The organism is Frankia sp. AgPm24, from assembly GCF_023243055.1.
In the GTDB taxonomy this organism is placed as follows: domain Bacteria; phylum Actinomycetota; class Actinomycetes; order Frankiales; family Frankiaceae; genus Frankia; species Frankia umida.
Genome location: NZ_JALKFW010000208.1, coordinates 14,011 through 27,657, shown reverse-complemented (window position 1 = coordinate 27,657; position 13,647 = coordinate 14,011). Strand labels below are relative to the sequence as shown.

General features: G+C 70.4%; 11 protein-coding genes. 5 read left to right on the top strand and 6 right to left on the bottom strand.

Features of this window, described 5'->3' with window-relative positions:
* Positions 1–28: 28 nt before the first annotated feature.
* Positions 29–2,251, top strand: a complete 2,223-nt coding sequence (locus tag MXD61_RS21020) for a 3-hydroxyacyl-CoA dehydrogenase NAD-binding domain-containing protein (RefSeq protein WP_248815179.1) — start codon at positions 29–31, stop codon at positions 2,249–2,251.
* A 59-nt stretch (positions 2,252–2,310) separates the two neighbouring features.
* Positions 2,311–3,651 carry a ferric reductase-like transmembrane domain-containing protein gene (locus tag MXD61_RS21015; RefSeq protein ID WP_248815178.1) on the top strand — a complete coding sequence of 447 codons (1,341 nt, stop codon included), beginning with the start codon at positions 2,311–2,313 and terminating at the stop codon, positions 3,649–3,651.
* A 90-nt stretch (positions 3,652–3,741) separates the two neighbouring features.
* Here MXD61_RS21015 and MXD61_RS21010 read toward each other — a convergent pair whose 3' ends face one another.
* The 3 genes from MXD61_RS21010 to MXD61_RS21000 all read right to left on the bottom strand — a co-directional run bounded on the left by MXD61_RS21010 (position 3,742) and on the right by MXD61_RS21000 (position 6,005).
* Complete coding sequence (locus tag MXD61_RS21010; RefSeq protein ID WP_248815177.1) at positions 3,742–4,056, bottom strand: hypothetical protein; 315 nt, start codon at positions 4,054–4,056, stop codon at positions 3,742–3,744.
* A 225-nt stretch (positions 4,057–4,281) separates the two neighbouring features.
* Positions 4,282–5,316, bottom strand: coding sequence for an IS630 family transposase (locus tag MXD61_RS21005; RefSeq protein ID WP_251080342.1), 1,035 nt, complete (start codon positions 5,314–5,316; stop codon positions 4,282–4,284).
* A gap of 374 nt (positions 5,317–5,690) precedes the next feature.
* Positions 5,691–6,005, bottom strand: a complete 315-nt coding sequence (locus tag MXD61_RS21000; RefSeq protein WP_248815175.1) for a helix-turn-helix domain-containing protein — start codon at positions 6,003–6,005, stop codon at positions 5,691–5,693.
* Positions 6,006–6,178: 173 nt separating this feature from the next.
* On the opposite strand from MXD61_RS21000, the gene MXD61_RS20995 reads away from it, so the two are divergent.
* Together MXD61_RS20995 and MXD61_RS20990 are read left to right on the top strand one after the other, a co-directional pair.
* On the top strand, positions 6,179–6,862 hold the full coding sequence (locus tag MXD61_RS20995) for a TetR/AcrR family transcriptional regulator (RefSeq protein ID WP_248815174.1): 684 nt from the start codon (positions 6,179–6,181) through the stop codon (positions 6,860–6,862).
* A gap of 182 nt (positions 6,863–7,044) precedes the next feature.
* A complete protein-coding gene (locus MXD61_RS20990) occupies positions 7,045–8,454 on the top strand; it encodes a DHA2 family efflux MFS transporter permease subunit (protein WP_248815237.1) in 1,410 nt (469 codons plus the stop codon).
* Positions 8,455–8,596: 142 nt separating this feature from the next.
* On the opposite strand, the gene MXD61_RS20985 is transcribed toward MXD61_RS20990, so the two are convergent.
* Both MXD61_RS20985 and MXD61_RS20980 read right to left on the bottom strand, forming a co-directional pair.
* A complete protein-coding gene (locus MXD61_RS20985; protein ID WP_248815173.1) occupies positions 8,597–9,157 on the bottom strand; it encodes a hypothetical protein in 561 nt (186 codons plus the stop codon).
* Positions 9,158–10,127: 970 nt separating this feature from the next.
* Positions 10,128–11,057, bottom strand: a complete 930-nt coding sequence (locus MXD61_RS20980) for a lysylphosphatidylglycerol synthase transmembrane domain-containing protein (protein ID WP_248815172.1) — start codon at positions 11,055–11,057, stop codon at positions 10,128–10,130.
* 151 nt (positions 11,058–11,208) lie between these two features.
* Between MXD61_RS20980 and MXD61_RS20975 the strand changes: the two genes are divergently transcribed.
* Positions 11,209–11,388: a hypothetical protein gene (locus MXD61_RS20975; RefSeq protein ID WP_248815171.1), complete on the top strand. Its 180-nt coding sequence runs from the start codon at positions 11,209–11,211 to the stop codon at positions 11,386–11,388.
* A gap of 205 nt (positions 11,389–11,593) precedes the next feature.
* Here MXD61_RS20975 and dxs read toward each other — a convergent pair whose 3' ends face one another.
* Positions 11,594–13,606, bottom strand: coding sequence for a 1-deoxy-D-xylulose-5-phosphate synthase (gene dxs / locus MXD61_RS20970; RefSeq protein WP_248815170.1), 2,013 nt, complete (start codon positions 13,604–13,606; stop codon positions 11,594–11,596).
* Between the last annotated feature and the right edge of the window lie 41 nt (positions 13,607–13,647).

Here is a 13,647-nt window from a genome sequence, read left to right as displayed (position 1 = left end):
CACCCCGCGAGCCTTCAGGAGAGGCGTCATGAGCGACGACGAGGTCACGCTGGAGTTCCCGGACGAGGTGGTCACCGCGACCCACGTCCGTTATGTGACACTGCCCGGGGTGGCGGGGCCGATCGCGCTCGTCACCCTGGACAACGGCCTGGACCACACCCGGCCGAGCACGTTCGGCCCGGCCGGCCTGCGCGGCATCCTCACCGCGGTGGACGAGATCGAGGCGCACCAGCCGCCGGTGGCCGCGATCGCGGTGACCGGCAAACCGTTCATCTTCGCCGTCGGCGCCGATCTGGCGTTCCGTTCGTCGATCACCGATCCGGCCGCGGTGCGACCCGCCCTCGAGGCGCTCGGGCGCCTCGGTCATGAGGCGTTCGTCCGGTTGGGCTCTGGCCGCCTCGGCGAACGTCGAGTGCCGACGTTCGCCCTGGTCAACGGGGCGGTGTTGGGTGGTGGCCTGGAGCTCGCGCTGCACTGCGACTACCGGGCGCTGTCCTCGGGTATCCCGATGCTCGCGCTGCCGGAGGTGTTCCTCGGTCTGGTACCGGCGTGGGGTGGCAGCCAGCTGCTACCGAACCTGGTCGGGCCGCAGCGAGCGATCAAAATCATCCTGGACAACCCGCTCAGCCAGAACCGGATGCTGAAGGGACCGCAGGCGTTCGAGCTCGGCCTTGGCGATGTGCTGCTGGAACCGGCCGACTTCCTCGAGGAGGCGCTGACCTGGGTCGGACAGGTGCTGCGCGGCGAGATCGACCCGGTGGCCGCGCGCACCCCGGTGGAACGCGGCGCCGCGTGGGCTGCCGCCATCTCCGCCGGCCACGAACTCGCCGACGGACGGCTGCACGGCGCGGCCCCCGCCCCCTACCGGGCGCTCGACCTGATCGCGCTCGCCGAGACGGCCACCCGGGCCGACGGTTTCGAGGCGGAGACGCAGGCCCTCGCGGATCTGTCCGTCTCCGGGGAGCTGGTCGCCGGGCTGTACGCGTTCGACCTGGTGCAGAAGCGGGCCCGGCGCCCGGTCGGCGGGCCCGACCCGGCACTCGCCCGGCCGGTGACGAAGGTCGGGGTGGTCGGGGCCGGGTTGATGGCGTCCCAGCTCGCGCTGGTCTTCGCGCATCGCCTCGAGGTTCCGGTCGTGCTCACCGACCTGGACGCCACCCGGCTGGACGCCGGGGTCGCCGCCGTCCACCGGGAGATCGACAACCTGCTGCTACGCCGCCGGATCACCGCCGACCAGGCCGGCCGGTACAAGGCGAACGTCACCGGTTCCCTGACCAAGGACGCCTTCGCCGACGCCGACCTCGTCATCGAGGCCGTCTTCGAGGACCTGTCCATCAAGCAGAAGGTCTTCGCCGAGCTCGAGGCGGTCGTCTCACCGCAGACGGTGCTGCTCACGAACACCTCGGCGCTGTCGGTGAGCGAGATGGCGACGCACCTGGCGCATCCCGAGCGGGTCGCCGGGCTGCACTTCTTCAACCCGGTGGCGGTGCTGCCGCTGGTCGAGGTCGTCCGGGCCGAGCGCACCGACGACGCGACCGTCGCCACCACGCTGGCGGTGGCCAAGGCCCTGAAGAAGAACGCGGTGCTGGTCGCCGATCGGCCGGCGTTCGTGGTGAACCGGCTGCTCACCCGCTTCCTCGGCGAGGTGCTCGCCGCCGCCGAGCAGGGCACCCCGCTCGACGAGGTCGACCACGCCCTGGACCCGCTCGGCCTGCCGATGTCCCCGCTGACGCTGCTGGCCCTGGTCGGACCGCCGGTCGCCCTGCACGTGGCCGAGACGCTGCACACCGCCTTCCCCGACCGTTTCCGCGAACCGTCGAGCCTCGCGCGGCTCGTCGAGGCCGGCAAGGGCGGCATCTACACCGCTGGCCCGGATGGCACTCAGACCATCGATCCCGAGGCCGCCGCCGCCCTGCGCGCCGCCGTCGCGGCGGGTGGGACGTCCACCAGTGCCGCCAACGGCAGCGGCAGCAACGGTGGCGGTGGCGGTGGCAGTGGCGGGTCGACGGTGGCGCCGAGTGCGGCCGAGGTGCGTGAAGCGGCGCTGCGGGCGCTCGCCGAGGAGATCCACCTGATGCTCGCGGAGAAGGTTGTCGCCGAGGCACCCGACATCGACCTGTGCATGATCCTCGGCGCCGGTTGGCCGTTCCATCTTGGTGGCATCACGCCGTACCTGGATCGCACCGGTGTCAGCGAGGCCGTCACCGGCGAACGCTTCACCCCGCCCGGCGTCGCCACCCTCCCCGTCTGACCAGAGCGGGCCCCTGCCCCGGGGTCGTGGCGGCGCAGGTCGCGGGTTAGTTTGGGGCCATGTCGACCGTTCGGGCGTTACGTCCGTCGACGGTCGTGGTCGGGCTCGTCACCGGTGGCGCGCTGATCGTCGCCGGCTGGTGGGCCTACCGGGTGCTGCACCGACCACCGGCCGGCCCGGGCGGCGGACCAGGTGCCGCGGCACGCCTGTGTGGGCTGGTCGCGGGCTACCTGGGGGTCGTCCAGGTGGTGCTGGCCGCGCGCCTGCCCTGGTTCGAGCAGACGGTGGCGATGCGGCCGGCGCGGCTGATCCATGTGGGCTGCGGGCTGTCGTTCCTGGCGTTGATCGTCGCGCACGCGGTGCTGGCGATCGCCTCGAACGCGGCGAGTGTCGGGACCCCGTTCGCCTCGGCGCTGATCGGGCTGGTCGTCGACCTGCCGTACCTGTGGCTGGCGGTGCTCGGCCTGGTACTGCTGCTGATCGCGGTCGTCACCTCGGTACCCGCGGTGCGCCGGGCGATGCCGTACGGCTGGTGGCATCTGCTGCACCTGGTCGTCCACCCCGCCATCGTGATCAGCTTCGCGCATCAGCTCTACGGCCCTGACCTGCTCACCAGCCCCGCCCGGGTGCTGTGGACGGCGCTGCACCTGGCGGCGCTGGGCGTCTTCGCCTGGTACCGACTGCTCGCCCCCGTCCGGCTCACGTTGCGCCACCAGTTCACCGTCGCCGCCGTCGAACCGGAGACGCACGGCGTCGTCTCGATCATCGTGTCCGGACGGATGCTGGACGCGGTGGGCGCGCGGCCCGGCCAGTACTTCCGGTTGCGACCCCTGGACTGGCCGATGTGGTGGCATTCCCACCCGTTCTCCCTGTCCGCCGCCCCCCGGTCGGACGAGCTGCGGTTCACCGTCAAGGCCGTCGGTGACTACAGCGTCGCGATGGCCGGCCTCGCCCCCGGCCGGTGGCTGCTGGTCTCCGGCCCCTACGGCGCGCTCACCACCGCGGCCCGCCCGCGCCGGCCGGTCCTGCTCGTCGCCGGTGGGATGGGCATCGCTCCCCTGCGCGCCCTGTTCGAGGACCTCGACGACACCCTCGACGACGACCTCGACATCACCCTGCTCTACCGCACCGAACGCGCCGACCAGATCGTCTTCCGCGGCGAACTGGACGACCTCGCCGACGACCTCGATGCCACCGTCCACTACCTGACCGGCCCGGCTCCCACCGGCGAGCAGGACGATCCCCTGTCCTGCCAGCGGCTGACCACCCTGGTCCCCCGCCTCGCCGACCACGACGCCTACGTCTGCGGACCCCCCGGCATGGTCGCCAGCACCGTCCGCTCCCTGCGCGCCGCCGGTCTGCGCCGCCACCACATCCACGCCGAGGCCTCCACCTTCTGATCAGCCGACCGGCTCAGGCACGCCACTGAGGACGGCCGGAAAGGTCAGGTCAGGAGAGGAAACCGGCTACCGAAGCGCTGCCCACCGTTCTCAGTCCTCGCGCGCATCGTGGTGAAAAGCCATCCCGGCTCGTTGTCGGTCCCGGAACCAGCGCACTACCGCGACAGCGGACAACACCACTTCGGCGACCAGATAGGCGAGGACAAACCACACACCCCAGGCGATCAGCGTCCAGAGGCCGAACGCGATAACGAGTACGGACTCGGAGCAGACGGCGAACACCCTGGCGGGCCGCGCTCCCCGGCGACGACTGATGACCACGGCTGCCAGGAGTTCCGAGGCCATTCGCACCACCATGAACCCCAGGAACCACCGAAGATCCGCCGCGGAGGCGGTGTCATCCACCTCGCGTCATCCTTTCTGGGTGCGCTTTCACCGGATTCCCCCTCTCGCGACCCCTGGGACGTTCAGCCGTAGAGCAGAAATATCCCAGACCTCGACTTTTACCGCAAGATCGCCCGGTGGAGTTGCGCCTGCGATGTCCGGGTCATCCGGAGACCGGAGCTCGCCACCGACAAAAACTCTTTGTGATCTGCGACATACTAGGGAGAACGAAAGTAGCTGGACTCGCTACCAGTTGATGTAGGCGAGGTGGGGATCACCGAAGAATCCCATGACGAGGCCCGGGTTTTCCTGGAGCCTGCGGAGCGCGGCGAGAACATTGGAATACAGGTCCGAGACCGATGTGATCATTTTTCGGCCGACCTTGGCGGTCTTCACGTTGTTCCAGACCCATTCGTCTGGGTTGGTGTCGGGGGCGTAGGGCGGGAGGCGGAAGATGCGAAGTCGCCCTTGTGTGCTGGCGACGAACTCGCGGACGGCCTTCGAATCGTGGTATTTGGCGCCGTCGACGATGAGAAAAACATTTCCGCCGTCGTCGTGGAGCAGTCTCGAGCAGAACTCGATGAAGACCTTGGAGTCGACCGACCCGCCTTGCTGGAGCATGAAATGCAGCTTTCCTTGGGCGCTGACCGCGGAGAGCATGAGAACGGATTTCCGGTCGCCTGTGCGGCTGACGACGGGAGTTTCCCCCACGGGCGCCCAGGTGGTGCCGCTGTGGTGATCGGTGCGCACCGAGGCCTCGTCTCCGAAGTAGACAGTGGCTCCGACCTTCCGCGCCTCGGCTCGGATCCTGGGGAACTGCTCGGTCTTCCAGCGCATCACCTTCTCCTCGTCGCGCTGGATCGCCTGCGTGACGGGACGTTGCGGGGACATGCCCCAGCGCCGCAGCATCCTGCCGACCGCCTGCTCGGTGATGCTGATACCGAGAAGCCGCTGGATGAGGTCGCGGACCATCCAACGTGTCCACAGCTGGAAGTCGAAGTGCATCTGATCGGGAGTCTTCGTGTAGAGGATTGCGTAGATCCGATCAGCCTGTTCCTCCGTCAGCTTTTTCGGCCTGCCGGGAATCGGCTTGGCGTGCAATGCCTCAATACCGCCAGCGCGGTACTGCTGCGCCCAGGAGAACACCGCCGCCCGACTGAAGCCCAACGAATCGGCCAGCTCGTCAGCGTTCGCCCCGTCATCGACGATCTGGCGAGCCACGCGAATCCTGATAGATTCAAGCGTGGCATGGTCTAGTTTCCGGCCGTCCGTCTCCCGCATGCAAGAATTAAATCACAATGTGCCATCCATGTCCAGTTACTTTCGTTCTTCTTAGTAGACAGGTCGATCTGGGTCAGCGGAGAAGAGCGGAGCCTCAGGCCGGGCCGAGCGCTCGCGCGATCCGTCGCTGGTCGCTGTCGTAGGCCACCACCATCCGGTCGGCCTGGCTTTTAGGCGGGAGAGAGCACCCAGCCAGCTCGCTCGCGCAGGAACGCGTGATGACGCACATGGTCGGTCGGTGTTCCCGGCCAGAATGGAGAACACGATCCGCCGGTAAAGCTCACGCAGGTCGGTGCCGGCTCACGGTGGCGCAGCCGGACGGCTCTCCTGCCCGTCGAGCTCGACGGTGACCTCGGCAGGATCCCGCCCGGCCATCAGCGTCGTACCCGCTTGGGAAGGATCTCGTCCATGCGTAGTCGACCGACGTCGGTCTCGTACGGGTCGCTGGCCCTGACCACGGCTTCCATGATCCCGAGGGTGCGGAGCACCCTGAACAGGTTCTCGGTGCTCGCGGTGCCCGTGCCCTGCTCGATGGCGCGCAGGGTGTCCCGTGAGATCCCGGCCCGCTCGGCGACCTGCGCGGCGGTCAGCCGGTTCAGCTTCCGCCAGGTCGACACCTGCTCGCCGAGCAGGCGCAGCGATCGTGCCACTGACAGCGGCGTGACATGCGAGGACCTTTCGCCGACCATAGCCAGCATCATACGGTTCTACGACGACTCTGTTCGCCGTTAAATGGGAGCCCTCTCCCACCAGCCTCCTCCGCCGGTCGCGCGGTACACCTGGATCGCCGTGCCGTCGGCGCGGGAACCGTCGACGACGGCGGGGTTGACATAGGTAGTGAGTGGCCACTACCTTACGGCTCATGGCAACACGGACGGACGGCACCGGAGCGCGGATGAGCGCGCAGCGGCGGCGGGAGAGCGTGCTCGCGGCCGCGGTCGAGGAGTTCGCCAACGGCGGGCTGACCGGCACGTCCACGGAGGCGATCGCGGCCCGGGCCGGCATCTCGCAGCCCTACCTGTTCCGCCTGTTCCCGACGAAGAAGGCCCTGTTCATCGCGGTTGTCGAGAGCAGCTTCGCCCGCACCGCCGCGCTGTTCGAGCAGGCCGCGGGCGAGCGGACCGGCAAGGCCGCCCTCGACGCGATGAAGGAGTCCTACTCCGGGCTGCTCGCCGACCGGTCCTACCTGCTCACCCAGCTGCACGCCTACGCCGGCTGCTACGACCCGGACGTGCGGCTCGCGACGCGCGGCGGGTTCCGGCGACTGTGGGAGACGGTGGAGCGGATCACCGGGCTGCCGGTGGACGAGCTGCGCGTCTTCTTCGCCCACGGGATGCTGATCAACGTGAGCGTCGCGATGGATCTCTCCGCCGTCGACGACCGGTGGGCCCAGATCATCTGCTCCCCGACCTTCCTCAACCCCCTTCCCGAGCCCGACGGCGACACCGAGCCCGACGGCGACACCGAGCCCGACGGCGACACCGAGCCCGCCAGCAACCCTGGACCGACCTCCACGGTGGACGAACTCCCAGCCGTTCCCCGCTGATCCTTCCTGTCACATCGAGGCCCCGACGTCCGTCATTTGAAGGTAGTGGTCGCTTACTACCTTCCGAGGCTAGTGAGTACTCACAACAGTTCGTGTAGTGCCCCCACACTGGAAGGAGAACGGTCGTGACCCGACGCCCCAGCACCGCCTGGACGCTCGTCGTGACCTCCCTGGCCGCGTTCATGGTGTCCCTGGACAACCTCGTGGTCACCACGGCGCTCCCGCAGATCCGCACCGATCTCGGCGCGGGCCTCGAAGGCCTGGAATGGACCGTCAACGCCTACACCCTGCCGTTCGCGGTGCTGCTGCTCACCGGGGCGGCACTCGGCGATCGACTCGGCCGACGCCGGGTGTTCCTCGGCGGCCTCGCCGTCTTCACCGCGGGTAGCGCCGCCGCGGCGCTCGCGCCGTCCATCGAGGCACTGATCGCCGCCCGGGCGGTGCAGGGCGTCGGGGCCGCGTTCGTGCTGCCGCTGACGCTCACGCTGCTCGCGTCGGCCGTCCCGCCGGAACGACGTGGAGCGGCGCTCGGGATCTGGGGCGCGATGACCGGGCTCGCCGTCGCGGTCGGACCGCTGATCGGCGGCGCCATCACCGAGGGTGTCAGCTGGCAGTGGATCTTCTGGGTGAACGTGCCCGTGGGCCTGATCGCCCTGCCGATCGGCCTGCGCGCGCTGGCCGAGTCGCGCGTCAGCACATCGCGTCTTGACCTCACCGGGGTCGCGCTGATCAGCGCGGGTCTGTTCGGGATCGTCTTCGGGCTGGTCCGCGGCGAAGGACACGGCTGGACGAGCACGCCGGTGCTGACCTCCATCATCGCCGGTGCGATCGGGGTGGCCGCGTTCGTCGCCTGGGAGCTGCGGGTCGCCCGGACCGGTGGGGCGCCGATGCTGCCGATGGCGCTGTTCCGCATCCGTGGGTTCGCCGCGGTGAACGCCACCGCCCTGCTGTTCTCGATGGGCATGTTCGGTTCGATCTTCCTGCTGGCGCAGGCGTTGCAGAACGTCTATGGCTACTCGCCGCTGGAAGCCGGTATCCGCACCCTGCCCTGGACGGCGATGCCGCTGCTGATCGCGCCGATCGCCGGCCCGGTCTCCGACCGCATCGGTGGCCGACCGCTGCTGCTGGCCGGGCTCGCCCTGAACGCGATCGGCCTGGCCTGGATGGGCCTGGTCCTGTCCGATCACATGAGCTACGGCGCGCTCGTCGGACCGTTCGTCATCTCCGGCATCGGGATGGCCCTGTTCTTCGTGCCCGTCGCCACCGTCGCGCTCGGTGTGGTGCCCGAGCGGTTCCAGGGGTTGGCGTCCGGGGCGAACAACGCCCTGCGCGAACTCGGCGGGGTGCTCGGCATCGCCGTCCTGTCCTCGGTGTTCGCCGCCCGCGGCGGATACGACTCGCCCGCCAGCTTCATCGACGGCACCCGTCCCGCCGTGCTGCTCGGCGCGATCGCCGTCGCGATGGCCCTGCTCAGCGCGATCGCCCTGCCTCGCCGGGGTGCCCAGCCCACGTCGTTCGTGGACGACCAGCCGACCCCTGTCCGCGCCGACCGGCCGGCGACCGAAACCGTGGGTGTCTCCGCCGCCGGTTAGCCCGACCGCCGCTGCCCGGCATCAGGCATCAGGCATCAGGCCGAGGGTTGGTCGGGGATTCGCGTCCTCGCCCGGCCCTCGGCCTGATGGCTTACCACGCGGCTGCGCGCCCCGCCTGAGTCCCGTCCGGGACGGGCGGGACTCAGGCGGCGTGGACCGATGCGTCGCCGTCGCTCTGCCCGCCGGAACCGCCGCCGCTACCGCCGCTACCACCGCCGCCGAAGGGGTCCGTCCCCGTGCTCGGTCCGCCGGAACCACCGGAACCACCCGCGTCCGGCGGACTGTCACCCGAGCCGAGGGAGAACGGCGACCCGGCGGTCAGCAGGCAGTAGCCGCCGGGTTCCTTGCCCACGTCGTACGACTCCCGGCTGGCGCTGCCACCGCTGCGCTGCACGTCCACCTGGACCTCGCGCACCGTCTCCGCGGCGCTGGGGTGGACGGTCTGCACGGTGCGCACCGCGTAGGAGGCGACCGTGCCACGGACACCGTCGAACGCCCGCATGATCGTGCTGTACTCGCGCTGGGACCGCGTGCCGCGAACCGTCGCACAGAGCCGGCTGTACGCCGCGTCGTACCGGGCGGCCCGCACATCCGCGAGATAGGACCGGACAGCACTCGCCGGACCCTTGTCGCTCCCACTGAGGACCAGGACACCCGCGGCACCCGCGCCGACCGCGAGCGCGACGACGATCGCGAGCGGCACGATCCACCGCGTCGGCCGACGCCTCGCCGACCGAGACAGTGGCACCCCGCCTGGCCTGATCGGGCTACCCCAGGAACCCGATGCCGGCGGCCCCATCGGCCCCCCCGGGCCCATCGGGCCCATCGGGCCCATCGGGCCCATCGGGCCCATCGGGCCCATCGAAACCAGAGCCGGCTGACCAGCCGGCCGCGCTGGCCAGCCAGGACCGACAGGTCCCCCAGCCGGACCCGGCGCACCACCTGGGCCGGCGGGGCCCAACGGACCGGCGGGTCGCCCAGGCACTGGCGACCCGCCGAACCCGGACCATCCACCCTGACCAGGCGCTCCCGGCTGACCAGGCGCTCCCGGGTGGGGTCGCTGTTCCACGGGGCCGGGACGTCCACCAGTGCCGGGATAACCAGACGGGCCGGGATGACCAGACATCCCAGGCTGACCCGGCGCCGGATACGACATCGGCGCGGATGGCCCGGCCGGGCCAGGTCCACCGATCGGTGGTGCCCACCTCTCATTGCCGCCCGGAGCCGCCGAAGCGGGCGCTGATCCTGATGTGTCCGGTGGGACCGCAGCGGCCTGCCGGGGCCGAAAGGCGGAGGCCGGGGGGACGGGACGCTGGGCCAACGGGGGCAGATCCCGATCCGTGGGGACAGCCCGCATCGTCTCCTCGGCGGACGAGGGGTGGTTCCATCCCGCTGCGGGTAGCCCGCTGCCACCCTGCTCAGGCTCGTGTTCACCGGACGGGTTCTCGTTGCCCGGTCCGTTCATCTGACCCCCTCGCGCCGCGACCCACCCCAGCGAACGCCTGTCCGGACGTCAACCGTCGATGGTGGCATTATCCTGCCCGGACTCACCCGAATCAGGCGGCCCCGATCGCATTTCCGACGCAGCGCCGCCCGGGCGTTCCGCCGCCGCTGACGGCCGACCGTCCAGCCGTCCCAGAGTCCAGCCGTCCAGCCGCCCCACAGTCCAGCTGTCAGCCGGGTTCGGTCGGGTTCGGCTGCTCACTCGTCTCGATCACATCCGGATGACGCGGACGCAGCGCTACCCCGACCGCGGCCCACACCAGATCGGCGATGGTGGCCAGCAGCCGCGCGACCAGCGCCACCAGTGTCGCCGGGCCACTCGCGACCGCGGGCGCGAGCGCGAGAACCAGGACGGCCTCGCGCACCCCGGCCCCGGCCGGCAGCACCAGCACCAGGAAGCCGGCCGTCCAGGCCAGCGCGTACGCGCCGAGTGAGAGCGTCACCAGCCGCGCCCCGCCGATCTCGGGGTCGAGGTCGCGCACGAGCAGCCACGTCGCCAGTCCGTACCAGACGAAGCTGAGCAGCAGCCACCCGGCCCCCGCCGCGATCGGACGCAACGTCAACGGCACATCAAGACCCGGCCGCCGCAGCAGCCGAAACGCCCGCTCCAACAGTCTGGACAGCACCGGCGGGCACAGCAGCACCGCGAACACCGGCACCGCCACCAGCGCCCACCAGTACTGCGCCAACGCGTCGGCGGACACGAACGGCAACGTGACCGCGGCCGCGAGCCCACCGCTGGGAACCGCGAGCGCCAGCACCACGAGACTCGCCGACGCGGCCTTCGGCCGGGACACCCCGTAGTCGCGCGAAAGCTCCATCTGCGCGAGCACCGGCCACACACTGCCCGGGATGTACTTCCCGATCTGCCCGACAAAGAAGATCCGCACCGCCGCCCGCAGCGGCAGTTTCGCCCCCAGCCCCGCCAACAGCGCCCGCCAGGACAGCACCGTCGTCCCGACCGCCAACACCGTCAACACCCCGGACGAGACCACGCCACTCACCGTGAGCAGCGAAAAGGACTCGCGGACGTCGTTCCACTGACTGACCAGTGCCAACGCCAACAGCCCGAGCGCGACGACGAGCGCCCCTCGCGTCACCCACCAGCGCGGCCCCCGGCCCTTCGAGCCGGCGGACGCCTCAGAACCCGCGACCGGCTCAGAACCCGCGACCGGCTCAGTACCCGCGACCGGCTCAGTGCCCGCAGGCCCCTCAGAACCCGCAGGCGCCTCGAAACCCACGGGCGGCGGCGTGCCGGGATCGGACGACGCGCTCGAACGCGACGCCGCGCTCGGGGTGACCGAACCGTTCGGGGCCGGGATGACACCCGAACCCACCGAGGAGCCCGAGGCCGAGGCGGCGCTCGAAGACGGCAACCGTGGATCCAGGGCGTTCTTCGCGAGTGCGCGTGCGCCCGACGCGGAATGCTGACCCACCAGAACAGATTAGGCCGGGCTCTGCCCGACATCCCCGCCGCCCCTCGGCGGCCCGCGGCCGAGCCACTTGCTCGCGTCGCCCGCCGGACACGCCTGCCCGCCCGGCCGTCGCACCGATCAGACGCCGACGGCTACCCGTCGCCGCCAGGTGGTGGGCGTCGTCGGGTAGCCGTCGGGTGGTGATGTCAGGTGGTGAGAGGTCAGTGCTGGTCGGCGACTCGCTGTGCGGCGGAGTGGTCGCCGTTGCGCTGAACACCAGGGGACTTCGGCTTCGAGGACGCGGCCGACGTGACCGAGGAACCGACCGCGGTCGGGTCGTCGTCCAGGATGGCCTGGCGCTTCGCGATCGCCTCGACGACCTTGCGGGCAAGGTCCTGCGGGGCGAGACCGACCTCGGCGAGGATCTGGTCGCGCTTGCCGTGCTCGAGGAAGCGCTGGGCGATGCCGAAATCGCGCAGCGGCACGTCGACGTCGTTGTCGCGCAGGAGCTGCGCGAGCGTCGAGCCGACGCCGCCGACCCGGCCGTTGTCCTCGATGGTGACGACCAGGTCGTGGTCCTGGGCGAGGCCGACGAGGGCGATGGGCAGTGGCTTGACCCAACGCGGGTCGACCACTGTGATCCCGATGCCCTGGCTGGCGACCAGACGGGCCACCTCGAGCGCGGTGGTGGCCATCGCGCCGATCGAGACGAGCAGCACCTCGCGGCGCTGGGCGACGGCCGGGGACCGGAAAAGCACGTCCACGCCGCCGATGGTGTCGATGGCGGGGATGTCCGGGGCGACCGTGCCCTTGGCGAAACGCACCACGGTGGGCTTGTCGGTGGTGGCGACGGCCTCGCGCAGTTCGGCGCGCAGGGTCGGCGCGTCGCGGGGGGCGGCGATCGCGAGGTCGGGGACGACCTGCAGGAAGGACATGTCCCACATGCCGTTGTGGGACGCGCCGTCCTCACCGGTGACCCCGGCGCGGTCGAGCACGAACGTCACCGGCTGACGGTGCAGGGCGACGTCCATCAGCACCTGGTCGAAGGCACGGTTGAGGAACGTCGCGTACAGGCAGACGACCGGCTTGAGGCCGCCCATCGCCAGGCCCGCGGCGGAGGTGACGGCGTGCTGCTCGGCGATGCCGACGTCGAAGACCCGGTCGGGGTAGGCCTTGGCGAACTTGCTGAGGCCGACCGGGGCCAGCATCGCCGCGGTCAGGGTGACCACGTCCGGCCGCTCGGCACCGATCTGGACGATCTCGTCGGAGAAGACGTTCGTCCAGCTGGTGCTCTTCGCGGTGGAGAGCGGCTTGCCGGTGATCGGGTTGATGACGCCGACACCGTGGAAGTTGTCGGCCTGGTCCTGCTCCGCCGGCGGGTAGCCGAAGCCCTTGCGGGTGACGCAGTGGACGATCACCGGGCCGCCGAAGTCGCGTGCGCGGCGCAGGGCCGACTCGACCGCGGCGGTGTCGTGACCGTCGACCGGGCCGACGTACTTCAGCCCGAGGTCCTCGAACATCCCCTGCGGCTGGACGACGTCCTTGATGCCCTTCTTGATGCCGTGCAGCGCGTCGAACAGCGGCGCGCCGACCAGCGGCGTGCGACCGAGGACCTGCTTGACGACGTCGAGGACCTGCTCGTACTCGGGGGCCAGGCGCAGCGCGGCGAGATGGTCTGCGAGACCACCGATCGTCGGCGCGTAGGACCGGCCGTTGTCGTTCACGACCACGACGACGGGACGGTCGCCGGCGGCGATGTTGTTCAACGCCTCCCAGCACATGCCACCCGTCAGCGCGCCGTCACCGACGACGGCGACGACCGCCCGGTCCTCGCCACGCAGGGCGTAGGCACGGGAGAGACCGTCGGCGTACGACAGTGCCGTCGAGGCGTGCGAGTTCTCGATGATGTCGTGCTCGGACTCGGCCTGGCAGGGGTAGCCCGAAAGGCCGCCCTTCTGGCGCAGACCGTCGAAGTCGTCCACCCGACCGGTGAGCATCTTGTGGACGTAGGACTGGTGCCCGGTGTCCCAAAGGACCCGGTCGAACGGTGAGTCGAACACTCGGTGGATCGCCAGCGTCAGCTCGACGGCCCCGAGGTTGGGGCCGAGGTGGCCCCCGGTACGCGCGACGGCGTGGATGAGGAAATCACGGATCTCGGCCGCCAGGGTGCCGAGCTCCTCGTGGTCGAGGCGCTTGACGTCCTGGGGACAGCTGATCGTGGACAGAAGCGACACGGCGGGAACTCCCTCTCCCGAAAGGGGATCGGTCCGGGTCC